The following is a 25092-nucleotide window of genomic DNA, read 5'->3' on the forward strand; positions in this document are numbered from 1 at the left end:
TTACTTACTGTTCTTTTTGTAATACTTAATCATCTTAGGAATCACCTCTTCTACCGTACCATTGATTACGTAATCGGCGATCGTATTGATCGGGGCGTTCTCATCATTATTGATCGAAATGATGATACCGGCGTCTTGCATGCCGGCGATGTGCTGGATCTGCCCGGAGATACCGCAAGCGATATACAATTTCGGACGCACCGTGACACCGGTCTGACCGATCTGACGGTCGTGGTCGCAGAAACCGGCATCGACAGCCGCACGGCTGGCGCCTACCTCGGCGTGAAGCTCTTTCGCCAAATCGAACAATAAATTAAAGTTCTCCTTGGAGCCTACGCCATAACCTCCGGCCACTACGATCGGAGCGCCTTTCAGGTTGTGCTTCGCTTTCTCTACATGACGGTCGATCACCTTCACCACATAGTCTGTCTCGGGGACATACTTCGCTACGTCGTGGCGGATCACTTCACCTTTATAGTTCTCGTCAAGGACTTCTTTTTTCATCACGCCCTCACGAACGGTCGCCATTTGCGGGCGGTGTTCCGGGTTGATGATCGTGGCTACGATGTTACCACCGAACGCCGGACGGATCTGATATAATAAGTTCTCATAGGTAATACCCGCTTTTTTATCCTCGTGCGGGCCGATCTCCAAAGAGGTACAATCGGCCGTCAAGCCGCTTGTCAAGGCCGAGGATACACGAGGACCCAAGTCGCGACCGATCACCGTAGCGCCCATTAAGCAGATCTGCGGTTTCTCCTCCTTGAACAAATTAATCAAGATGGAAGAATGAGGAAGTGATGTATACGGGAATAAACCCGGAGCGTCGAACACATGAACCTTGTCGACGCCAAAAGGCAATACTTGTTTCTCTACACCCTCAAGGCCGGAGCCGGCAACAATCGCTTCCAGTTGGCAGCCTAATTGATTGGCTAGCTTACGACCTTTGGTCAGAAGCTCAAGACTTACATCGGCAACGCTCGTGCCTTCTGTCTCACAATATACAAATACGTTGTTCATAATCTTATCCGATGGTGTGGTTAGCTAATAGTTCGACAATCAAATCCTCTACATCTTGGTCGGAACCGTAGATCGTCTTGCTTTCCTTGGCCTGGAAGACGATGTTCTGGATCGCTTTTACCTTTGTCGGCGAACCGCTAAGGCCGCATTGAACCAAGTCTCCATTCACGTCGGCTACGCTCCATTCCTGGATATCTAGATACGGGCGGGTCTCGTACAATTCCGGGTAGCGAACGGTCGGTTCTCCATCTTGGTGACAGGCGGGTTGCGTGTTCCGTTCCTGTTTACCCATGGCGTATTTGTACTTCTGTACCAACTTCGCATTACGAGGACGGCAGGGAGCGGCGGAACCATTCACGGTGATTACGATCGGAAGCGGACCTTCCACGGTCTCGACACCCCCGTCGATATGACGTTTTACGGTGATACGTCCGGCCTCTTTATCTACGTTCAGGATTTCCTCGGCATACGTGATCTGGGTCAGTCCCAATTTCTCGGCGACTTGCGGACCTACCTGTGCCGTATCGCCGTCGATCGCTTGGCGACCACCGATGATAATATCATAATCGTTGATTTTCTTGATAGCCGTGGCAAGCGCATAGGATGTGGCTAGCGTGTCGGCTCCGGCAAACGCACGGTCGGTCAACAAAAAACCGCCGTCAGCACCACGATACAAACCCTCGCGGATGATTTCGGCGGCACGTCCCGGGCCCATCGTCAGCAGCGTAACTGTTGTCCCGGGGTAAGCGTCTTTCAAGCGTAACGCTTGTTCCAACGCGTTCAGGTCTTCCGGGTTAAAGATCGCAGGCAAGGCGGCGCGATTGATCGTACCGTCCGCTTTCATGGCGTCCTTTCCCACGTTTCGTGTATCCGGGACCTGTTTCGCTAAAACAATAATTCTTAAACTCATATTATATTAGGAATATTAGATTTTTATGTTGATATAATACTTCTACATTCTTGTTAATCTCGAGGTGCAAAAGTAATCAAACATTCTTTATAACAAAGAACTTTAGTCGGGAAATTGCACACTTCGTATCTGTTTGAGCATGTATTGCCTGTTGATTACTCGTAGCGATGATTGGTTCTCGATCTCTTTACGACTTGTCCGTACACGATCAACGCTATAGCGGAGACCAAGGCTATCGCACCGAAGTAATACCAGATGTAATGAGCGTTTGCGCTTGCCGCGAGCCATTCCTCGTGAGAGGCGAACAGCGTGGGTTCCGGACAGTATTTACTTAAAAGGAATCCAGATAATCCGAATCCGAAGATAGAGGATAAGAAAGAGTGCAAATGGCTGAATCCAAGATAGAGACCTTCTTCTCCTTTGGGTGCTTGCAAGGAGAAATACTCGAGAAAGCGAGGAGAGATGAACGTCTCCGCCAGCCCTTGGAAGACGATACCCACCACCATCATGAAGGCTACGGGATGCATCCCTAAGATCAAGGAATTAGTATCCAGCATATTGCCGGATGCCATGCAGAGGGCGGATACCGGCATGATAAACATCCCTACCGTCATGGAGGTAAGCGCTGTCCGTTTCCGCATCATCCGCGTGACCAGATTGACTGTCAGAACTACGACTAATGGATTTACGTTGGCGTACCAAGAAGGAGAGGCCCCCTCGCCGGCCAAACGAAGCACGTATTTAGGCATCGTGGCATACAGCTGGTGCTGAACCATCCAAAAGCCTGTAATGATGAGGATCAAGATCAATAACCGTCCGTTACTACAAACCTTGATCAGGGCGTTCCAAATTTGCCCGAACGTCTTGCCCTCGCCCGAGTGCTGGGCGCTTTTGTAGAAGAACCAGATGGCTAGCAAGGCAAGGAACGTCATGCTGGCCGAGAAATAATTCAGGGTGATCAACCCCTCGTTACCCAACGCCTCGCGAAGCGGCTTCACGATGGTCTTTCCGGAGAAAGCCCCGATATTTACCATTGCGTAGAAGATAGAGAAGCCCTTTGCCCGGGTTTCCGGCGTAGTCTCTTTAGCGACCGTACCGGAGATAACGCTCTTGATAAAAGCCCCGCCGCATACGATCAAGGCCATGATAGGGATAATGCCGTACTGAAGATTGCTCTCCAGCAATCCCGTAAAGGTAGTCGTCGTGCTGTATTCAACAAGTCCGGCGGATTGAAGCCAAGTAGGGTAAACAGCTAGTCCTAGATAACCACAAGTTAACAAAGTAAAAGCCAGTAACATGGAGTTGCGGAAACCGATCTTATCGGCCAACGCTCCGGCGAACGTGGGCAGCAGATACAGACAAGCGGAAAAGATACCGGCGATGCTGGCAGCCTGAATGTCGTTAAAGCCTAAGATGCGGCTAAGATAAAGGGTGATGACGATAAATACGCCGTAATAAGCGGCTCGCTCGAACAACTCGACGGTGTTCGCTACCCAGAATGCTTTACTGAACTTGATTTTCTCTTGTTTCTTAGTTGTCATGATATTTTTATTAGTAAGATAGATTAGATGGATAAGTAAAAGAGGAGGCGCAGGTGAGAAAATGAAGAGCTGCGCCTCCTCGTCTTTGTTTTATCGTATAGTAATTACGAATTAGGGCTTTACGGTATACGGTTGGTGGATCGCCTTATCGAAAGCTTTCCAATGCTCATCCGTCATGTTGCCCGGCGTAAACAACGCCACGCCAGCCGCTCCGTTTTCCATGGAGCCTCTTACGGCCTCCTCGATCTCGGACGGGATCAGTCCGTGGCCTTCCGGGTCCTTGATATTCGCCTTGTTCTGCCAATCCTCGCAGATGAACAAACCGCTATAAACCGGCTTCTTGCCTTGCACGGAGGCTACTTCCTCTTTCACGATCGGAGCCAGCCAAGAAGCGTCCTCCAGATAGAAATCGTTATAATTCATCGGGAAGAAAGCGTCGATATTCCATTTATTCCATTCTTGACGAACCATCCACTTGGCGTGAGAGTCCGGCCCCGGGAATACGGCGGCGCTCACTTTCTTGCCTTTGCCGTGAACCTCGTCGGCGATGCGGTTTACCAATTTCGTGATGAGGTCGCAACGGAACTGCGCCCATTCCTCGCATTTGGAAGGATCCTCTACGGATTTGATGTCGATACCGGTAGCGGCCTTGAAATCGGCTACGCATTTGTCGCAATAACAATAGTCCGCCGTAGGATATTCCTCGTCCATCACCAAACCGTATTTTTCCCAAAGTCCGCGGGCTAAGATGACATCCACGTAACGGATATAATCCAGATGGATATAATCCACCTCCGGGATATCGGCTACCTTGCCATACAGATTCAGCAAGAACTCCGCCGTACCTTCTTGGTTCGGGCACAGGCATTTGTAATAAGGCACATACGCCTGTACGGAATAGGCCGACTCGCCTTTCCGGTTCACGGCGTAGAGGGTGGAGTCCAATCCATGTTGCAACATGGCGGGAATCCATGCGTGATATTCCATGCCATTGGCATGGGCCGCTTTGGCGGCACGCTGAATTTTCTCCGTGTCGTGGCCGGCGTTGTAGCACATCCCGTCTACTCCGTGAGCATGCCATTTACTAAAGTCCGCCTGTAAGGTTTGCTCGGTGGTATTCCCACCTTCGCCTTGCCATGCGTAGACCTTGACTGTTTTCTCGGGAGCCTTGACGCAAGCCGTCAGAGCGACGGCCGCCAAAGCGATAAAGAGCTTCTTCATATCTCGCAAGCGCATAAAGTCGGTATTAAGTTACGATCGCCATAAGCGTTATCTACACGGGCTACGTTAATCCAAAACTTGCTGTCGTGCAACCATTCCAGCGGGAAGGCGGCCTTCGTGCGGGGATACGCGTGTTTCCACTCGTCGGCGGTCACCTCGTATTCCGGATGCGGGGCGTTCTTCAAGACGTTGTCCTCCTTGGATGCCTTGCCTTCCTCCACCTCCTTGATCTCGCTCCAGATACATTCCATTACCTCTACGAAACGATCCAGCTCGGCCTTGCTCTCGCTCTCGGTCGGCTCTACCATCAAGGTGCCGTGTACCGGGAAAGATAGGGTAGGAGCGTGGTAGCCGAAGTCCATCAAACGCTTGGCGATATCGCCCTCGTCGATGCCCGAACGCTCTTTTACCGTGCGGCATTCCAAGATCAACTCATGACCTACACGGCCTGTCGCTCCGGTATAAACGATGCCGTACGTATCCTTAAACTTAGCGGCCAAGTAATTGGCGTTCAAGATGGCCGTCTTCGTCACTGTCTCAAGACCTTCCGTACCCAGCAAGCGGATGTAAGCGTACGTGATCGGCAGGATACCGGCGCTACCATAAGGAGCCGCGGATACCGTATTCAAGTCGCTGCCCCAAAGCACCGGATGCTGCGGCAAGAACGGAACCAGATGCTCGGCCACGCAGATCGGGCCTACGCCGGGACCACCACCTCCGTGAGGAGAAGAGAAGGTCTTATGCAGGTTCAAGTGACATACATCGGCGCCGATCGTACCCGGATTTGTCAATCCTACCTGCGCGTTCATGTTGGCGCCATCCATATAAAGCTGTCCTCCGCAAGCGTGAACGATGTCGCACATCTCCTTGATGTCCACCTCGAAGATACCATGCGTAGACGGATAGGTAATCATGCTGGCAGCCAGACGCTCCTTGTTCTCCTCGGCTTTCGCGCGGAAATCTTCCAGATCGATATTACCATTCTCGTCGCATTTAACGGTTACGGTCTTATATCCGCATTGGATAGCGCTGGCCGGGTTGGTTCCGTGGGCGGAAGCCGGAAGCAAAACGATATCACGATGGCCTTGGCCGATGCTTTCCTGATAAGCACGGATCACACGAAGACCCGTGTACTCGCCGGCGGCGCCGGAGTTCGGTTGCAACGTACAGCCCTTGAAGCCTGTGATCGTGCATAAGTAAGAAGACAGGTTCTCGATCAGCTCCGTATAGCCTTCCACTTGCTCCTCCGGAGCGTACGGGTGGATATTCATGAATTCCGCACGGCTAAGCGGCAACATCGTAGAAGCCGGGTTTAGCTTCATCGTGCAAGACCCCAGTGAGATCATGGATTGAGCCAAGGAAACATCCTTTCGTCCCAAACGGGTGATGTAACGCATCAACTCGGTCTCCGTATGATATTTCTTGAATACGTCTTGCTGCAAGAAATCGGAGGTACGGGCGAATTTAGCGTCGAAATAAGTCTGGGCGGGGATAGACTCGTCCAGCATATAGTCTTTACCTGCGGCGCCGGCGAAGATGTATAGTAATACGCCTATGTCCGTAGGCAATGTCGTCTCGTCTATGCTGACGCCCACTTGTCCGGCCTCGAAGTAACGCAAGTTCACCTTGCACTCCAAGGCGATCTCACGCAGCGCGTTCACCGACACGTGTGAAGGAAGCTGTATCTTCAAGGTATCGAAATAATCCTTGTTTAATTGCGTATATCCCAGTTTCTCCAACTCCTTGGCCAAGAATCCGGCCGTGGAATGAATCCGTCCGGCGATGTTACGCAACCCCTCCGCTCCATGATATACGGCGTAGAAGCCGGCCATGGTAGCCAACAACGCCTGAGCCGTACAGATATTGGACGTAGCCTTCTCACGTTTGATATGTTGCTCGCGGGTCTGCAAGGCCAAGCGATAAGCCGGATGGCCGTAAGCGTCCTTGGAGATACCGATGATACGTCCCGGGATCGTACGTTTATAATCGTCCTTCGTAGCGAAGAAAGCGGCGGAAGGACCCCCGTAGAACATCGGGATACCGAAGCGCTGGCTGCTACCGAATACGACATCCGCTCCCCATTCTCCCGGAGGAGTCAGCAATACCAAGCTCATCAAGTCGGCGGCTACGCCTACCTTGGCTCCGGCGGCGCCCGCACGGGCCACGAATTCCTTATAGTCCTCGATCGAACCATCCGCGTTCGGGAACTGTACGATGGCGGCGAACACGTCCGGCGTGAACTCGAATTTCTTATAATCGCCCACTACCACCTGGATGCCCTGCGGGATCATGCGGGTGTGGATGACGGCCAGCGTAGAGGCGAACACGTTCTCGTCGACGAATACCGTATTCGCTTCCGCTTTCACCTGCGCACGGCTGCGTGAACCATGGAACATGGTAACCGCCTCGGCTGCCGCGGTCGCCTCGTCGAGTAGCGAGCAGTTCGCCAAGGGCAATCCGGTCAGTTCGCAGATAACGGTCTGGAAGTTCAGCAACGCCTCCAAGCGTCCTTGGGATACTTCCGCCTGATACGGAGTATAGGAGGTGTACCAAACTGGGTTCTCGAATACGTTACGTTGGATCGGGGCCGGGCAAACCGTGTCGTACCAACCCATACCGATATAAGAGGTGAATACCTCGTTCTTGGAGGCCAGCTCGGCGATATGCTCGGCGAACTCACGTTCCGTCATGGCCTCCGGGAGGTTCAACGGCTCTTTCAAACGGATGTTGGCCGGAATGGTCTGATCGATCAACTCGTCCAAAGACTTCACGCCAATCGTCTCCAACATAGCGGGAATATCTTCCGCTGAGATGCCCACGTGGCGGTTTACAAACTTATTTGTGTCCATAATTCTAGTATTTTATAAATAAGGATTATTTAATTTCTCATCAATGATTCGTGTCTCGGGGCCATGGCCGGGGTATACCACGGTCTCGTCCGGCAACGACAGTAATTTGTCCTTGATAGCGGCAAGCAGTACATCTTGGTTGCCTCCCCATAGATCAGTACGGCCGATGCTTCCGGCGAACAAGGAGTCTCCTACGATCACGAAACCGTTCTTCTTGTTATAGAAAGCCACGCCTCCGGGCGAATGACCGGGAACGCTCAATACCGCCAGCTCGGATTTCCCGAACTTTATGATTTCCCCGTTTACCAGATATTTCCCTACCGGGATGCTTTTCGCCTTCATCGGCAGGCCGAATGCCTTGGCTTGCTCCTCGGGAGAGGGAAGGCCCTCCACGTCCGCTTTATGGGCTTCCGGGCTCAATCCGTAGGTGTCATGGATGAATTCGTTACCGAATATGTGATCCAGATGGAGGTGCGTACAAAGGTAACGTTTCAGCGTCAGCCCGTTTTGGGCGATAAAGTCGCTTACTTCTTTTTGTTCCTCTTTGCGCAGGCAGCCGCAATCGATAAGGACCGCCTCCTTGGTATCATCGTATAGCAAATACGTATTCTCGGAGAAATAGTTTACTTCGAAAGATTTTATCGTAATCATAAGGGTACGTACACTACTTTTTTAGTTTCAAAAAACTCTTCTTTAAAATGGTCTTTCAGATCCATGCTTATCGCTTGGTTCCGGAAAGGCAATATCTCGTGCGCCAGCTCTCCACCTTTCAGGCAAATCAATCCGTTGGGCAATGCGTTGATCTGTTCTTTCTTTATATTCTTGCGGACGATCTTTACCAGATCCGCCAGAGGCATCACGGCACGGCTTACCACGAAATCGAAAAGCTGCTTTTCCTCCTCGCCCCGGCAATGGCGGAAGGATACGTTCTCCAGCCCGATCGCCTCGGCCACGGCTTGTCCCACCTTGATTTTTTTCCCGATGCTGTCTACCAGATGGAAATGGGTCTCCGGGAATAAGATCGCCAAGGGGATGCCGGGAAAACCGCCTCCCGTACCCAGATCCATCACCGAGGAACCCGGCTTGAAACGCAGCATATCGGTGATACCCAGCGAGTGAAGCACGTGATGCGGATATAGGTTCTCGATATCCTTCCGTGAGATCACGTTGATCTTGGCGTTCCAATCCGTATATAGGTCATATAGGGCGGCGTACTGCTCTTTTTGCCGGTCGGTGAGATCGGGGAAATAAGATGTGAGAATTGAAAATTGAGAATTGAGAATTGAAAATTTCTCTGTATTTTGTTCCATAGGACATCTGTTTATAGGTTTATCTATCATTAATTTTCAATTCTCAATTTTCAATTAACTGACTTATCGGGCTGTCATCCCGCAGCAAATAGCGGATTTCCTTGTAAGGGAGATGGACGTTCGTGACGCCTACCACGTATGCCGCTATCTCATATTCGTTGAAAGAATAGGTGATACCCGTCTCGTCTACGAGGAAGTTACCGTTCGGGAAGATCTCGTCCACGCTAAAGAAACCGATATTTTCCAGTTCCTTGGCGTCGGATACGTTGTTTTGCTTGGCGATCTGATCTACCAATATTCGCGCCAGATTGTCTTGATAGTTGTCCACGAATATCTCCTCCTCGGTGATCGGCTTACCGGTCTTGAGGTTCACTACATGGTTATTGTAGGAATGTGCGCCATGCGCTCCGCCCGTATAGTTCTCGAAGCTTACCGTATAGCTGATGATATCGTCTTGGTTGAAGGCGATATCATCCGACGACATCTCATAGTAAGAGAACCAAGAGCCCACCGGTGTCTCGTCGGATTTCGCCACCTCAGCCTTGTAATCCTCTTCCAGATCCTTATAAGCGGCCAGATAGTCGTCGGTATATTTCCGTACCGCCTCCTCGGGGGATAATTGCTCATAATTCTCGCCGAAATAAGAGGAGACGAACTGTCTCTGTAGATTCTTAAGAACCTCTTTATCCGAATATTTCCGGGGATAAACGAACTTGATCTCTAGATTGCAATTGGGATTATCCGGATTATCTAACAAATGGTAAGTCTTTTCCACGCTGATAGAATCAAACGTGATACTGTTTTCGGAAGCCTTCTTCGTTCCGGTATCGCAACCCGTGGCTAAGATACCTATCAAAAGAAGCGCCAGCATGCTTTCGCGTAAATGCGTTCTCATCGGACTACAGATTTAATTTATTTGTACGCGAATGTACGTTATTAAATTGTATAATCAAATTGCACGATGAAGTTTAATAAGAGGACAATCTTTCCTCGGTGGTTTTCGGGTTGAGTTGTCTATTTGTCCGATACTTTCCGGGTGTTCTCTTGCGTGAGAAGGATAGTTCCCATTTTATATCACCTAGGGGCGTACCTAGCCTTATGAGAATACAAATGTTATTTTCATGCTTTCATCTAGATGAAAGCAAACTGTATAGGTTATCATATTTGGAAAATAAGAGCTTTCTGCCACTATAGACATCTCATCCATAGGCTTTAGATCAAAAACAGTCTTTCCTAAATAATCTGTATATAAAACAGAATCTGGCTTAATGACTGTATTATACCTTTTATACTTTAATATTCCATTTCCTTCATAAGATGCAAGGCCACCAAACTCTGTCGTTATATTAATGTCATAATACAAATACACTTTTGCGCCTGCATCAGGTTTTCTTGAGCTTGTACTTTCTTGGTCATAATAAACCTCTATTTCGGCTTGAGGATCTTCTGGTTTTTCCCCTTCATCGATAATGTCATTTTCACTACAACCAATAAAAATGACCATGAAAAATATAAATAAAGAAGTTCTCATGTTTCTGAATCAGTTTTAATTAGTTAACAACTAAAATAGGATTGCCCTAAATGTACAATTAGTTTTTATCATACCATTATAGTTTGAAGGAAATTATGGGTAATGATGATAAAATTTAACTATAGCCTATTGGCACAAGTCTACCATCAATAGGATGTGAACGCATTAAAAAGGTTAAACAATAGTGAGCTACCTATATTCTCACGAACGAGATAGCTCTTTTCTTTATTTAACTAAATAACCAAGCTTTTCCTCTGAAAAGCCATGTTGTTAAATTCGATTAATTATAGGCCAAATGTATAATTATTGGAGAAATAGAGTTTTTATGGGCAGACACAAAAAAAAAGCGTGAAGCTGCCGTTATATTGTTATAGGCTTGTCAGGTATCCCCATACCTTTGTCAACTATAACAAACGACAGCTCACGCCATTATTGTATATTTGAGATAATACAACAGCGTGAGCATGAAGTTTGTTATTCTAGTTGACTTTGCTTTTAGGGATGTTTGACAATGCCTAGAATAACACTCGATGCTCTAATACATAATATGTCGCCATGCTTTTCAACTAACGCTATAGCCACATGACGATGCAAATATAACTATATATTTTGTAAATCAATGTTTTTATTGGCGAATTATTAACAGATATGCAAGTGCATACTACTCGTTCTTATGCTTTCTCTTTAGCTATCAGCCCATCGAAATACCTCCGCAGCAACCATGCCATGGCTTGCTGTCGCACCATCGTCAGCCGATAGTCCTCGCTGATGGGCAGGTGACCCGGTGGTCTCCAATGGGCGAAGAGGCTCATGGCGTGGCGTTTCTCCTCGGGGGTATCGTGTATCAATCCCCGCTCTTGCAAGGACTGATTGAAATGGGTCGGGTAAAGAGAATTTCTTACCCGGCTCGGATAGTCTTCTTATTTCTCAATGATTAACGATGAATTGCTCTTTTTGCAAGATCGAATTCGAATTATGAATCGTAACAAAGTACATTCCATTCGCCAGAGAAGATATATCTATGGAATTGTATCTATTTAGTAATCCAGACTTACATTTTGTTCCATTAATAGAGTATATTTCATAAGAGTCTTGCGACTTACTTAATAGATTGTTAGTTTCTTGATTCTCTAAATTGATATTTAGTATAGATGAATTGTCATTCATGATGCTATAGGTGTTTTTTAGATATAGGCGGAATGTCTGCGTTAAAGTGGAGCCATCAGCTTTAGCTGTAATGACAATAGGCGATGTGCTACTTGAATTTGCTAACACAGAGGCTGTTGTAGATGATGAAGAATAAAAATTACCGGGATTTCCACCGCTGCAATTCCATTTGTACACTATATTCGTTGGGAATTTGATTGATATATTTACAGGTGAATTTAAGGGAATAGTCCAGTTGATAGTTTCCATACCGGAATAATTAAATGTCTCTCCACGTTCTACTGCAATCGTTCCGCTCGTAGTTCTTGCTCTCATCCCATTTAGGGCTAAAAAATGAGAGAGTAAATCCGAAGAATAGTGTTGTGGATCTTCATTTTTCTTATCATGAGTCCTTGCGTAATCATATGCTTCATGAGCTGTTGTAAAAGCGTCTTGGTTAACATCTCCTACCATATATCCAGAAGAAGCTTTCTTCGTGACAGCCTCCGTCCAATAGTAAACGAATTCATCGTAACGGCCGTCACTCATGGAAGAAGATGGCTGATCTTTAGTGGAAGCCGTTGATATGGAAACCTTTGGATTATTTTTAAAATAAGAGATAAAACCGCCACTGAAACATTGTCCCATTACGATATTGATCGCTTTGGCATTAATGGCATTCACCCAAGGAGCGAAAGTTGATGCATACAAATTCTCATCGTTCCATAATGTTAAACTAGAGTTCCCGGAAGAGTCATAATTTCCGTGATCTATTGTGAAAATAAAAAGATAGTCGTTGGAGGTAAGCCTCGACGCAAGATTGCTAAAAGTAGTCTTGATATTATTGCTTGTCGCCGCAAATTGTATATCGTTTGTTCCATTTCCGTCTAAATCTAACGGCGAAGAATCGCCAGTGCTTCTATCGATGTTGCTGCTCGTTCCATCTGACATTATAACGGTAATATGGGCAGAGTCATAATTATACGTATAAAGCAATGTCTGATAAATAGAAGAGCAATCGTTCCAATATCTCGGGTAATTGACAGAGGGATTTCCTCCTCCACTAATTATTACTGCATATTTGTTGCTATCATATGTTGCCTTTGTTTGAAGGAGCTGAGGCCTTGCCATAGGCTTGACAAAAACAGACTCATCAAATGTAACTACGCTAGACTTTATTTTATCCATATCAGCCAATGATGGTTTAGTAGGGTAGAAATTACTCTCTATTATATCTACTTCACCATTGTTACTTCCGATAAACATATAGTTACAAGAGTGTCCCCAATTGGATAAAGGATACTTATTTATGAAAAACATCCAAGAGCCATAATCCGGGGATTCTATACTTTTATCACCAATCTCAATGACTGTGTTGGCTGGTAATATCTGCTTGGATACAAATATTTCAGTGGAATCTAATGTAGTCGAATCAATGCCACTAATAACTATATTATAAGCTTCGAGTTTAGTTATGGATTTATTTGCGCTGTTTATGGCTCCTATAGATAGTAGAAGCACATAAATGATGATAAAATACATTTTTTTCATAATGTCGTAATTTAATTTAGATTAATTGTTTGTGTTAGATCTCTTGTGAAATCAAATTTAAAAGAGGCATATTCACTATTCTCTTGCATGATCACACAATCATAAGACTGCCCTTCTTGAAGGTTGCTGATTTCATATGTTAATTGTCTTCCACAAAGACAATTAGCATCATCGCCAATTGGCGTGAATTTAATTATGATTACTTTTTCATTATAACTGATACTCGACTCTATTTTTTCCAGAGCGCAATTCAGTTGGACATGGTACATGTCCACTCTTAGAGTGTTTGTGTTAACTGCACTGATTTCTACATAAGCGGTCTCTTCTTGCGCCTTGGTCAAGTTTTTCCCCGTGGCGCATTCCGAGTAGGAACCATTTTTTAGGTACACGCTGTTTTCCTTATCGTTACAACTTATAAGGATCATAGCGATTATTGCCATGAATTGCAAAATAATGATTTTCATAAATAGAATGTTAATTTAATATCTTTATTATTAGAAATAGAAAACCATACGCTTTACTAAAAAGTAGAAGTTGGTTTGGCTAGTTTAGATTCAGTCTTACATTTTATAGAAACATGAAGGCTGTTAGAGCATGACTTGTAATTTTATTTTATCTTTTTTCCAAAGATATGATTTAATTATTATTTATTGGCTTGAAAAAGTATTATATTTATGATTTTGCATTAAATTAACAATGTGTATGTTTTATTTCTTAATCTCCAAAGGAGATGGTTCGTTTTGCTTTCTCTTCTGTTATCGGCCCATCGAAATACCTCCGCAGCAACCACGCCATCGCCTGCTGTCGCACCATCGTCAGCCGATAGTCCTCGCTGATGGGCAGGTGACCCGGTGGTCGCCAATAGGCGAAGAGGCTCATGGCGTGGCGTTTCTCCTCGGGGGGGGTCGTTGATCAATCTCCGCTCTTGCAGGGATTGGTAGACATGGGCGGGGTAGAGACGTTCCAGTGGGTAACCGGCCTTGTATTGCTGGAATACCTTGCGGAGGAAGGCAAGCTCACGCTCTTTCTTGTAGGCCGTGATATAATAGCCATTGGCATAGATGTCACAAAGCAGGGCAATATATAATGAAAAGCGTCAGATCCGTATTTGCGCTTTATTTGACGGATTTTACGGTTGCTTAGTAAATCCGTGTCGAGCGGGAAATAATCCGGCTCCTTTTTAATAGGTCGTGCCATTACTCCTTCTTTTCCGGGTATCCTTGAATCAGAAGAATTTTACAATAAGCAGAAAATGAGGTTTTGTTTGCAAGGGGTTGAAAATCAGAGTCGTAAAAAACATCGTAATGTTTGCGTTAAAACACGTACATGTTTTTCCGAAAAGTCGTACATGTTTTTGGATATTCACGTACGTGTTTTTCCGGAAATGATATTGATGTAAAATAGGAACATTAAAAAATACAATAACCTTACCTAGTGAGATTCTGTCACAAGAGATATTCCGGGTATTTTATGGTTAGATCGATTTGGGTACGGTTCTCCTATTGGTATCCGAGGACGATGTGGATTTTGGATATTTTCTATTATCTTTGTCTGCTGAAAGTGTATTATCAATTCAAAATGTAAATAATATCATGAGAAAATTATTGTTAGCCTTTTGTGCGTTCGCAACGATTTGTAGCGCCGGGGCGCAGTGGAAGCCCGCCGGAGACAAGATCAAGACGGACTGGGCTGAGAAAGTAGATCCCCGGAATGTATTGCCAGAATATCCACGCCCCGGGATGGAACGTGCGGATTGGCAGAATTTGAACGGCGAGTGGGAATACGCTATCCTTCCAAAAGGACAGGCAGAGCCGACGAGTTTCGATGGGAATATCTTGGTGCCGTTCGCCGTGGAATCCTCCTTGTCCGGCGTGCAAAAAGAAGTGGGGGAGAAGAATGAGTTGTGGTATAAACGAACCTTTACGGTGCCCTCCTCATGGAAAGGAAAAGATATCTTGTTGAACTTCGGCGCCGTGGATTGGAAAGCGGACGTGTTCGTGAATGATATCTTGATCGGTTCCCACACGGGAGGCTTTACCCCGTTTTCCTTGAATATCACTCCCTATCTGAATGGCAAAAGTACGCATAAGCTGGTGGTGCGTGTATGGGACCCGAGCGATAAAGGCTACCAACCCCGTGGAAAGCAAGTGGCCAACCCGGAGGGAATCTGGTATACGCCGGTCACCGGAATCTGGCAGACCGTATGGCTGGAGCCGGTCGCTTCCTCGCATATCACCTCTATCAAGGCGATCCCGAATATCGATAATGGCGTGATGAGCGTGACGGTCGGGGCTTGTTCCGACTCCCCGGTGTCGGACATCGTGGAGGTCAGCTTGCTCGATAAGGGGCAGGTGGTTGCTACCGCCAAGGGCGTACAAGGGACAGAATTACGCTTGGCCGTGCAAAATCCTACGTTGTGGGAACCTTCCAATCCTTATTTATATGATATGAAGGTGAGCTTGTCGAAGAATGGCAAGAAGGTGGACGAGGTGAAATCGTACACCGCCTTCCGTAAGATATCCGCCGAGCGTGACGCCAACGGCATCATGCGTATGCGCTTGAACAACAAGAACCTGTTCCAATACGGCCCGCTGGATCAAGGCTGGTGGCCCGACGGGCTTTACACGGCTCCCACGGACGAGGCGTTGCTGTATGATATCGTGAAGACGAAAGCGTGGGGCTTCAACATGATCCGCAAGCACGTGAAGGTAGAGCCGGCCCGCTGGTACTATCATTGCGATAAGGAAGGTATGCTGGTTTGGCAGGATATGCCTAGCGGCGACATGGGTAACCAATGGGCGCCTCATACGTATAACGGTGGAACCGACAAGGAGCGTACCGAGGAGTCTATCCGTAATTATTACAAGGAGTGGAAGGAGATCATGGACCTGTGCGTCTCGAATCCTAGCGTAGTAGTATGGGTGCCCTTCAACGAGGCTTGGGGCCAGTTCGATACCGAGAAGGCTGCCGAGTGGACAAAAACATACGATCCTTCCCGTCTGGTGAATCCGGCCAGTGGCGGTAATTTCCGTGCGTGCGGCGATATCTTGGATTTGCATAATTACCCGGGCCCGGCGATGTACCTGTTCGATCCGGTGCGTGTGAACGTATTGGGCGAGTATGGTGGTATCGGCTTGGCCGTGGAGAACCATTTGTGGTGGAACAAACGCAACTGGGGCTATGTACAGTTTAAGAATAGCGATGAGGTGACCGCCGAGTACGTGAAGTACGCCCGTGAGCTGAAGAAAATGGTTCCGAAGGGCTTCTCCGCCGCTGTCTACACGCAAACCACGGACGTAGAAGGTGAGGTGAACGGCCTTATGACCTACGATCGCAAGGTGATCAAGATCAATGAGGCCGAGGTGCGCAAGGCGAACCAAGAGGTGATCAAGGCCTTGTCTGAGTAGAAGGCTTAGAAAAAATAGTTATTTGACTCGATGATAGATCCGGTCCGGGCAAAGAGAGATTCTTTCCCGGATCGGATTGTTTTAGCGAAATGAATATGATTCGGAATGTGAGTTTGCGAGACGCCAAGGCGATCGTGGATATATACAATGAATATGTCGTGAATAGCGTGGCTACGTTCGAGACGGAACCTTTGCGGGTGGAGGAGATGGATGGTCGCATAGCCGGGATCTCGGCGAGTTATCCTTATCTGGTATACGTAGATCATGATGAGGTCGTGGGATATTGCTATGCCCATGCGTGGAAAGAAAAGGCAGCTTATAAATATACGCTTGAGACCACCGTTTATTTATCCCCGAGATACAAGGGCAAGGGGATCGGCCGGCAGCTTATGGAAAGGCTGATCGAGGAATGTCGGGCAGGCGGCTACCACGCCTTGATTGCCTGCATTACCGAGGGGAATGAGGCTAGCTGCTCGCTGCATGAGAAGCTGGGGTTCAGAAAAGTATCCCACTTCGAGAAAGTAGGGCTGAAATTCGGGCGGTGGCTGGACGTGGTAGATTATGAATTGATAATTAAGCCTAACGAGAGGTAACTTTCGAATCTCAATTTTCAATTCTCAATTAATATACCTATCTTCGCGATAAACAAAATGTAAAGAATGAAATACAATACAGAAGGAAAAAGATTGACTTTGCCCGAATACGGACGCAATATCCAAAATATGGTGGACTATTGCGTGACTATCCAAGACAGGGAAGAGCGTAAGCGTTGCGCCAACACGATTATCAACATTATGGGAAACATGTTCCCGCACTTGCGTGACGTAAATGACTTTAAGCATATCCTCTGGGATCATCTGGCGATCATGGCCGATTTTAAGCTCGATATAGACTATCCGTACGAGATCATCAAGAAGGAGAACCTGTATAGCCGTCCGCCTCGTATCCCGTACAACAATAACCGTATACGCTACCGCCATTACGGAAAGACCTTGGAGCTGATGATCCGCAAGGCCACGGAGCTGCAACCCGGTATGGAGAAAGACCAGCTCGTGCGGCTGCTGGCAAACCAGATGAAGAAATCGTTCCTTACTTGGAACAAGGAAAGCGTGGACGACCGTAAGATCTTCAAGGATCTGGACGAGCTGTCTAGCGGCAAGATCGTATTGAGCGAGGAGGAACACAAATTGGCCGAGAGCCGTGATATCTTGGCCCGTAATAACAGTGGCGGCAACAAAAGGAACTTTACGCGTAAAGGCAGATGAGCTCGTTCGTTATAGAAGGTGGTTATCGCTTGTCCGGCGAGATCGTTCCGCAAGGCGCCAAGAATGAGGCGTTGGAGGTGATCTGCGCGACATTGCTAACACCGGAGAAGGTGACCATACACAATGTGCCTGATATCTTGGACGTGAATAACTTAATCCAGCTCCTTAGGGATATGAGGGTCAAGGTGGAGCATCCGTCCGCCGATACCTATACCTTTCAGGCGGACGACGTGGACATGGAGTATTTGAGTACCGAGGAGTTCCTGCGCAAGAGTGGTAGCCTGCGGGGTTCCGTGATGATCGTAGGCCCGTTGGTAGCCCGCTTCGGCAGGGCGCTGATCCCGAAACCGGGTGGCGACAAGATCGGGCGACGCCGGCTGGATACGCACTTCGTGGGAATCCAGAAGCTGGGCGCTTGCTTTAGCTACGACGCCGGGCGGCAAGTATACGAGATAGAGGCACGCCAGTTGAAAGGCGCTTATATGCTGCTCGACGAGGCTTCCGTGACCGGAACGGCGAATATCTTGATGGCTGCCGTGCTGGCCGAGGGGGTGACGACGATCTATAACGCCGCCTGCGAGCCTTACCTGCAACAACTTTCCACGATGCTGAACCGCATGGGAGCGAGAATCTCAGGTGTCGGTTCTAACCTATTGACAATAGAAGGTGTACGGTCGCTTTCCGGCACGGAGCATACCATCCTCCCCGATATGATCGAGGTGGGTAGCTTTATCGGTATGGCCGCTATGACCGGATCGGAGATCACCATCAAGAATACAGGATATGATAAGCTGGGAATCATCCCGGACGCTTTTCGCCGCTTGGGTATTACCGTGGAGCAGCGAGGCGATGATATTTATATCCCCCGGCATGATTCCTACGAGATCGATACGTTTATCGATGGTTCTATCATGACCATCGCCGACGCTCCTTGGCCGGGGCTTACACCGGACTTGCTGAGCGTATTTCTCGTAGTGGCTACGCAATCCGTGGGAAGCGTGCTGATCCACCAGAAAATGTTTGAGAGCCGCTTGTTCTTTGTGGACAAGCTAATCGATATGGGAGCCCAGATCATCCTTTGCGACCCGCACCGGGCTACGGTGATCGGGCTGGGCAACCGCTTCAAGTTACGGGGCTCTACGATGGTATCCCCGGATATCCGTGCGGGTATCGCCTTGCTGATCGCCGCCATGAGCGCCGAGGGCACCAGCACGATCCATAATATAGACCAGATCGACCGGGGATATCAAGGGATCGATAAGCGATTGAACCGGATCGGGGCACGTATCACGAGGATTTAAAGATTTTAGGCGATGATTAGAGAAGAAGAGGTTTTCAAGATCGGGCAGTTTGCCAAGCCCCATGGCATCAAGGGGGAGTTGTCGTTGGTGACGAATAGCGATGTGCTGGAAGATGCCGAGGACCCGTACATTGTTTGCGAGATGGATGGTATCTTGGTACCGTTCTTCGTGGAGGATTTCCGCTATAAGACCGATACGGTGGTCTTGGTGAAACTGGAGGACGTGAATTCCGAGGAGGATGCCCGCATGTTTGTGGGCAAGGAGGTGTTTTATCCTTTGGACGCCGTGGACGAGGAGGATCTCGTGGGGGATATGACGTGGGACAGTTTTATCGGTTATACCGTGACGGACGTACAGAAAGGCTATTTAGGAGAGATAACAGACGTGGATGAGACGACAATCAACGTCCTTCTGCGTGTCGATCATAAAGGCGAGGAGCTGTTGATCCCAGCCGTGGAGGAGTTGATCACCGAGGCCGACCATGAGGCCCGTAGCCTCACTGTGTCTTTGCCGGAGGGACTGATTGATTTATAATTGAGAATTTATAATTGAAGATTAGGGGTTGAAAAAGAAGAATACGAAATCGTTTTGGCACCGGATCCGGTTTAAATATAAACTTTCCTTCATCAATGAGGGGACGTTGGAGGAGGTGTGGTCTTTCCGGCTTTCGCAGTTATCGGCGTTTGTCACTTTGGCGGTGTTCGCCTTTTTCTTGATCGCCGTTACCGCTTTTATCATCATCAAGACACCGATTCGCAACTACTTGCCGGGTTATCTCGACGTGGAGGTTCGCAAGGAGATTATGCAGAATGCCTTGCGGGCGGATTCGTTGGAGCGTATGATGGAGATCCAGTCCCTTTATCTGGATAACGTGGCCGGAATCCTTTCCGGTACGATGCCCTTGGACTCGATCCGTCAGATAGATTCTTTGGCTAGCAACGATATTAACTATGAGATTCCTCGTAGCAAGGAAGAGACTCGCTTCGTGAAAGATTACGAGGAAGAGGAGAAATATAATTTATCGGTATTGACCGACCCGGGCAAGGTACCGACCGAGGGGGTCTTTTTCTATAAGCCCGTGAATGGCGTGGTCACCTCTCATTATGAGACGGATGTCCATCATTATGGCGTGGATCTGGCCGCGGCCCCGAAGGAGAGTGTCTTGGCTACGTTGGATGGTACGGTGATCTATACCGGTTTCGATCCGAACCACGGAAACGTAATTCAAATACAACATAAGAACGGATTCATCTCGGTTTATAAGCACAACGAATTGTTGCTGAAAGAGGTGGGAGACCATGTGGTAGCCGGTGAGGCGATCGCTCTGGTCGGGAATACGGGAGAGTTGTCTACCGGACCGCACCTGCATTTCGAGTTGTGGTATAAAGGCAATCCGGTGAATCCGGAAGAATATATAGCTTTTTGATAATCCATGAAAAAAAGACAGTTAGCGATATTAGGCTCGACCGGTTCCATCGGAACCCAAGCCTTGGAGGTAGTGAGCGAGCATTCCGATCTTTTCGAGGTGTATGCCTTGACCGCGAATAACCAAGTGGACTTATTGATCAATCAGGCCCGGAAATATATGCCGGAGGTGGTGGTGATCGCCAATGAGCGGAAATATCCCGAGCTGAAAGAGGCCTTGGAAGACCTGCCGATCAAGGTATGGGCGGGTGCCGACGCTATCGCCCAGATGGTGCAGTCGGAGCCGATCGATATGGTGCTGACGGCGATGGTGGGCTATTCCGGCTTGCGACCGACGATCTCGGCGATCAAGGCGGGAAAGGCGATCGCCTTGGCGAATAAGGAGACATTGGTCGTGGCCGGCGAGCTGATCATGAAGCTGGCCGCCGAGCATAAGGTGCCTATCTTGCCGGTGGACTCGGAACATTCGGCCATTTTTCAATGTTTAACAGGTGCGTACGATAATCCGATCGAGAAGATCTTGCTGACGGCTTCCGGTGGTCCGTTCCGGCGGAAGACGCTGGAGGAGCTGGCTACCGTGACGAAGGCGCAGGCCTTGAGGCATCCGAACTGGACGATGGGGGCGAAGATCACGATAGACTCGGCCTCGATGATGAACAAGGGCTTCGAGATGATCGAGGCGAAATGGTTGTTCGATGTCACGCCGGATCAGGTACAGGTGGTGGTGCACCCGCAGTCGGTGATCCACTCGATGGTGCAGTTTGAGGATGGCGCTGTGATCGCCCAGCTGGGAATTCCCGACATGAAATTGCCGATCGCCTACGCTTTCTCGTTCCCGACACGTATGAGGAGCATGGCGCCCCGTCTGGATTTCAACCAATATTCGACCTTGACGTTCGAGGAGCCGGATATGGAACGTTTCCGCAACTTGGCTTTCGCTTTCGAGGCGGCCCGCCAAGGAGGGAATATGCCCTGTATCTTGAATGCCGCCAATGAGGTGGTGGTGGCCGCCTTCCTGCAAGATCGTATCGGCTTCTTGCAAATGAGCGACGTGATCGAGCAGACCATGCGGAAAGCCTCGTTTATCGTCAATCCCTCGTATGAGGATTACGTGGCTACCGACACCGAGGCTAGGCGGTTGGCGGCCGAGTTATTTTGAAATAATTTAAAACAGAACAAACAATAGTAGATGGAAACTTTTTTGATTAAGGCGTTACAGCTTATCTTGAGCTTATCGATACTGGTGATTGTCCACGAGTTCGGGCATTTTATCTTTGCTCGGATTTTCAAGGTGCGGGTAGAGAAGTTCTACCTCTTCTTCGATCCGTGGTTCTCGCTATTCAAGTACAAGCCGAAAAACAGTGACACGGAATACGGCGTAGGCTGGCTTCCGTTGGGAGGATATTGTAAGATCTCCGGTATGATCGACGAGAGTATGGACAAGGAGGCGATGGCCCAGCCGCCCAAGCCTTACGAGTTCCGCTCCAAGCCGGCCGGACAGCGTTTGATGATTATGGTAGCGGGCGTGGTGTTCAACTTCTTGCTGGCTTTGTTTATTTATTCCATGATCTTGTTTACGTGGGGCGATACGTACTTGCCTTTGAAGAACATGAAGATGGGTATGAATTATAGCGAGACGTTCCAGAACGTCGGTTTTCAGGACGGTGATATCTTGCTGAGAGCGGACAATGAGGAGTTGGAGCGTTTCGGTAGCGACAGTTTCCGCAAGGTGGTGGAGGCAAAGACCGTGACGGTGCTCCGTGACGGGCGGGAGACCGTGATCTCCATACCGGAGGATATGATGCAACGTTGCATGCGTGACGGAAAAGGCTTCGCCGATCCTTTGCGTATCCCGATGGTTGTTCGTGAGCTTCCCGACAAGAATGCCCCGGCGGCTCTCGCTGGCATGCTGCCGAAGGATAGCGTGGTGGCTATTAACGGTGTGGCTACCCCGACGTTTTATGATGCCTCCGGGTTATTGTTAGAGAATAAGGGCGAAGAGGTGACAGTAGATTTCTACCGGAACGGCCAGTTGGAGTCGTTGACCATGAGGACGGACTCGGCCGGGAAAATTGGCGTAGCGGTGATGTTGCCTACGGATCTCTATCAGACCGTGACCCGCGAATACGGCTTTTTCGAGTCGTTCCCCGCCGGTATTAAATTAGGTATTAATACCTTGAAGGGATATGTGAACGACATGAAATATGTGTTTACGAAGGAAGGTGCCTCCAGTTTGGGCGGTTTCGGTACGATCGGCGGATTGTTCCCGTCTGTCTGGGATTGGCGGATTTTCTGGGAACGTACGGCTTTTCTATCTATCATCTTGGCGTTCATGAATATCTTGCCGATTCCGGCCTTGGATGGCGGACACGTGATGTTCTTGATCTATGAGGTAGTGGCCCGTCGCAAACCGAGCGATAAATTCCTAGAGTATGCCCAAATGGCAGGTATGTTTATCCTGTTCGCTTTATTGATCTATGCGAATGGAAATGACATCTTCCGCTTCTTCTTCAAGTAACGTACGTCTCTACAACTAGATACAAAAAACCTCCCGGATCACTTTTCTATGTGATCCGGGAGGTTTTTTTGTATGAATAAAGTCCTCTTTCTTATTTCAGGATGTCGTTGATAGAAGCGAGGATCTTCTTGGAGTTCTCGTCTTTCGGGTCGAGTTCGACAGCCTTTGTCAAATATTCTTTCGCTTGCTTGAAGTCTTTGTCGGCTTTCGCTTTCTCGGCGTTGTATTTATCCGGCTCGGAAGTAGCGATCGGGGTAGCGGCCTGTAATATCTTCGCTCCGTTGCCATACAGCATGGCGCCAAGGCTGTAGTAAGCGTTGCTCTGGTAATCCTTGTTCGATACGGCTAGGACCTCTTTGTACATTTTCTCGGCACCGGCCAGATCTCCCTTCTTTTGGGCGGCTTGTCCTTGTTTGATGCAGTAACCGTAAAGCAACTTTTCCAGATTGGTCTTATTCTTGTTTCCATCGGGAATCACTTTTAATCCCTCTTTTACGGTAGTCAGGAATTCTTCTGTCTTGTTTAAGTTACGGTAAGCCATGGCCTCGCCTACATAAGAGTCGTCTACGTTGTAGTTCATCTTAACGGCCATGTCGAAATACTTGGCGGCCTCGGCGTAGTTCTTCGCTTGATTAGCGGCGTATCCGCAATTGAAGATACGGGCGGTGTCTTGGTAATTGTTTTGTTTCAAGTATTCGCCGTATTTTGTTACGACGGTAGCGTAATCTTTTGCTTTCAAAGCAGCGTCACCTTCATCTCTTAATTTGTCAGCGTCTTGTGCGAATAGGTTTCCCACACATAGGCATAAAGCCACTAATAAAACAATTTTCTTCATGGTAATTATTAAATTTAATTGATTTTGTGCTCTAAGTTAAGGTGTGCGGGAAAAGAAGCCAAGATATTTTACGTTTTTTAGAAAACAATAAAAATAGAAAACATAAAAAAGGGATTGCCGCAAGCAATCCCTACTAATGAAAGATTCTTTGGAACTTATGCTTTGAGTGAAGGAAAAGCCTCAGCCACGGCGGGGTAGACAATCTTTCCTTCCACGATGTTTAATCCCAGTTCTAGGCCCGGATCTTCTTCGCAGGCTTTTTCCCAACCTCTGTCGGCAAGCTTGATCACGTACGGCAGGGTAGCGTTGGTCAAGGCTAACGTGGAAGTCTGCGGGACCGCTCCCGGAATGTTGGCTACGCAGTAATGGAGGATATCGTCTATCTCATAAACCGGATTGGCGTGCGTAGTCGGATGGGAGGTCTCGAAGCAACCGCCTTGATCGATGGCTACATCTACCAATACGCTGCCCGGTTTTAATAATTTCAACATATCCCGGGTGATCAAGTGCGGGGCCTTGGCTCCGGGGATTAATACGGCGCCGATCACTAAATCGGTTGTGGGTAATTCCTGTTCGATCGTATGCGTGGAAGAGAACAACGTCTTCACGTTTTTCGGCATCGTCTCGGACAGATAGCGTAAGCGGGGAAGCGAGATGTCGGCGATCGTGACATCGGCGCCTAGCCCGGCGGCCATCAAGGCGGCGTTGTGGCCTACCACACCACCGCCTAAAACCAATACCTTACCCGGTTTCACGCCCGGCACGCCACCTAGCAATACGCCTTTGCCACCTTGCGGTTTCTCAAGGAAACGAGCGCCTTCCTGTACGGACATGCGTCCGGCCACCTCACTCATAGGAATCAAAAGGGGTAACGTATGATCTGGGTTCTCCACGGTCTCGTAAGCCAGACAGATGGAGCCGCTCTTTATCATGGCAAGGGTGAGAGCCTCGTCGGATGCGAAATGGAAGTAGGTGAAGACAAGCTGTCCTTTGCGTACCAAGGGATATTCGCTGGCGATCGGTTCTTTTACTTTTACGATCATCTCGGCAATTCCATATACATCCTCAATGGACGGGAGTATCCGGGCCCCTGCCGCCACATAGGCATCATCGGCGAAACCACTGTTTATACCAGCCGTGTGTTGTACATACACGGTATGACCTCTTTTCACCAACTCTTTGGCTCCGGCGGGAGTAAGAGCTACCCTGTTCTCGTTGTTTTTGATTTCTTTTGGAATTCCAATAATCATAATGGTAGCATT

Annotated in this window: 22 protein-coding genes; 8 read left to right on the forward strand and 14 right to left on the reverse strand. The window is 48.3% G+C overall.

What is annotated here, in order from left to right; all coding sequences use genetic code 11:
- From DWX84_RS18720 to DWX84_RS21975, 12 genes are all read right to left on the reverse strand, one after another.
- Positions 1-1020: an electron transfer flavoprotein subunit alpha/FixB family protein gene (locus DWX84_RS18720; protein WP_005865289.1), complete on the reverse strand. Its 1020-nt coding sequence runs from the start codon at positions 1018-1020 to the stop codon at positions 1-3.
- A gap of 4 nt (positions 1021-1024) precedes the next feature.
- Positions 1025-1930, reverse strand: a complete 906-nt coding sequence (locus DWX84_RS18725; RefSeq protein ID WP_057329207.1) for an electron transfer flavoprotein subunit beta/FixA family protein — start codon at positions 1928-1930, stop codon at positions 1025-1027.
- Positions 1931-2085: 155 nt separating this feature from the next.
- Positions 2086-3471 carry an MFS transporter gene (locus DWX84_RS18730; protein ID WP_008771675.1) on the reverse strand — a complete coding sequence of 462 codons (1386 nt, stop codon included), beginning with the start codon at positions 3469-3471 and terminating at the stop codon, positions 2086-2088.
- A 111-nt stretch (positions 3472-3582) separates the two neighbouring features.
- A complete protein-coding gene (locus DWX84_RS18735; protein ID WP_122377595.1) occupies positions 3583-4692 on the reverse strand; it encodes a hypothetical protein in 1110 nt (369 codons plus the stop codon).
- Positions 4689-7541 carry an aminomethyl-transferring glycine dehydrogenase gene (gcvP, locus tag DWX84_RS18740; protein WP_122377592.1) on the reverse strand — a complete coding sequence of 951 codons (2853 nt, stop codon included), beginning with the start codon at positions 7539-7541 and terminating at the stop codon, positions 4689-4691. The genes DWX84_RS18735 and gcvP overlap by 4 nt, the downstream gene beginning before the upstream one ends.
- A 12-nt stretch (positions 7542-7553) precedes the next feature.
- Complete coding sequence (locus tag DWX84_RS18745) at positions 7554-8192, reverse strand: MBL fold metallo-hydrolase (RefSeq protein WP_005865301.1); 639 nt, start codon at positions 8190-8192, stop codon at positions 7554-7556.
- The gene (gene rsmG, locus DWX84_RS18750; RefSeq protein ID WP_008778511.1) at positions 8189-8881 is read right to left on the reverse strand and encodes a 16S rRNA (guanine(527)-N(7))-methyltransferase RsmG; all 693 of its coding nucleotides are present in this window, start codon (positions 8879-8881) and stop codon (positions 8189-8191) included. The genes DWX84_RS18745 and rsmG overlap by 4 nt, the downstream gene beginning before the upstream one ends.
- 13 nt (positions 8882-8894) lie before the next feature.
- Positions 8895-9746 (reverse strand): DUF3298 and DUF4163 domain-containing protein, encoded by an 852-nt coding sequence (locus tag DWX84_RS18755; protein ID WP_005855566.1) that lies wholly within the window; start codon positions 9744-9746, stop codon positions 8895-8897.
- Between the two features lie 201 nt (positions 9747-9947).
- Positions 9948-10382 (reverse strand): hypothetical protein, encoded by a 435-nt coding sequence (locus DWX84_RS18760; protein WP_005865304.1) that lies wholly within the window; start codon positions 10380-10382, stop codon positions 9948-9950.
- Positions 10383-11309: 927 nt separating this feature from the next.
- A complete protein-coding gene (locus DWX84_RS18770) occupies positions 11310-13079 on the reverse strand; it encodes a T9SS type A sorting domain-containing protein (protein ID WP_122377593.1) in 1770 nt (589 codons plus the stop codon).
- Positions 13080-13090: 11 nt separating this feature from the next.
- Positions 13091-13543 (reverse strand): hypothetical protein, encoded by a 453-nt coding sequence (locus DWX84_RS18775; protein WP_005865306.1) that lies wholly within the window; start codon positions 13541-13543, stop codon positions 13091-13093.
- A gap of 448 nt (positions 13544-13991) precedes the next feature.
- Positions 13992-14276 (reverse strand): hypothetical protein, encoded by a 285-nt coding sequence (locus DWX84_RS21975; RefSeq protein ID WP_227793693.1) that lies wholly within the window; start codon positions 14274-14276, stop codon positions 13992-13994.
- A gap of 395 nt (positions 14277-14671) precedes the next feature.
- Here DWX84_RS21975 and DWX84_RS18785 point away from each other — a divergent pair, with 395 nt between their 5' ends.
- The 8 genes from DWX84_RS18785 (at position 14672) to rseP (ending at position 22995) form a co-directional block, all read left to right on the forward strand.
- A complete protein-coding gene (locus tag DWX84_RS18785) occupies positions 14672-16486 on the forward strand; it encodes a glycoside hydrolase family 2 protein (protein WP_005855578.1) in 1815 nt (604 codons plus the stop codon).
- Between the two features lie 95 nt (positions 16487-16581).
- Positions 16582-17079, forward strand: coding sequence for a GNAT family N-acetyltransferase (locus tag DWX84_RS18790; protein WP_048927856.1), 498 nt, complete (start codon positions 16582-16584; stop codon positions 17077-17079).
- Positions 17080-17145: 66 nt separating this feature from the next.
- Positions 17146-17751, forward strand: a complete 606-nt coding sequence (locus DWX84_RS18795; RefSeq protein WP_005855584.1) for a DUF4290 domain-containing protein — start codon at positions 17146-17148, stop codon at positions 17749-17751.
- Positions 17748-19052: a UDP-N-acetylglucosamine 1-carboxyvinyltransferase gene (murA, locus tag DWX84_RS18800; RefSeq protein WP_044545151.1), complete on the forward strand. Its 1305-nt coding sequence runs from the start codon at positions 17748-17750 to the stop codon at positions 19050-19052. Before DWX84_RS18795 ends, murA begins: the two co-directional genes overlap by 4 nt.
- Positions 19053-19064: 12 nt before the next feature.
- On the forward strand, positions 19065-19586 hold the full coding sequence (gene rimM / locus DWX84_RS18805) for a ribosome maturation factor RimM (RefSeq protein ID WP_008780929.1): 522 nt from the start codon (positions 19065-19067) through the stop codon (positions 19584-19586).
- A 28-nt stretch (positions 19587-19614) separates the two neighbouring features.
- Entirely contained in the window at positions 19615-20478 is an 864-nt protein-coding gene (locus tag DWX84_RS18810) for a M23 family metallopeptidase (RefSeq protein WP_048927751.1), read from the forward strand.
- Between the two features lie 6 nt (positions 20479-20484).
- Positions 20485-21636, forward strand: coding sequence for a 1-deoxy-D-xylulose-5-phosphate reductoisomerase (locus tag DWX84_RS18815; RefSeq protein WP_022193136.1), 1152 nt, complete (start codon positions 20485-20487; stop codon positions 21634-21636).
- 30 nt (positions 21637-21666) lie between these two features.
- A complete protein-coding gene (gene rseP, locus DWX84_RS18820; protein ID WP_005865319.1) occupies positions 21667-22995 on the forward strand; it encodes an RIP metalloprotease RseP in 1329 nt (442 codons plus the stop codon).
- A 91-nt stretch (positions 22996-23086) separates the two neighbouring features.
- Here rseP and DWX84_RS18825 read toward each other — a convergent pair whose 3' ends face one another.
- Together DWX84_RS18825 and ald are read right to left on the reverse strand one after the other, a co-directional pair.
- Complete coding sequence (locus tag DWX84_RS18825; RefSeq protein WP_005855602.1) at positions 23087-23830, reverse strand: lipopolysaccharide assembly protein LapB; 744 nt, start codon at positions 23828-23830, stop codon at positions 23087-23089.
- Between the two features lie 155 nt (positions 23831-23985).
- Positions 23986-25080 carry an alanine dehydrogenase gene (gene ald / locus DWX84_RS18830; protein ID WP_005865321.1) on the reverse strand — a complete coding sequence of 365 codons (1095 nt, stop codon included), beginning with the start codon at positions 25078-25080 and terminating at the stop codon, positions 23986-23988.
- Positions 25081-25092 lie beyond the last annotated feature (12 nt).

Origin of the sequence: Parabacteroides sp. AF21-43, from assembly GCF_003635435.1 — a bacterium.
Lineage (GTDB): Bacteria > Bacteroidota > Bacteroidia > Bacteroidales > Tannerellaceae > Parabacteroides > Parabacteroides distasonis.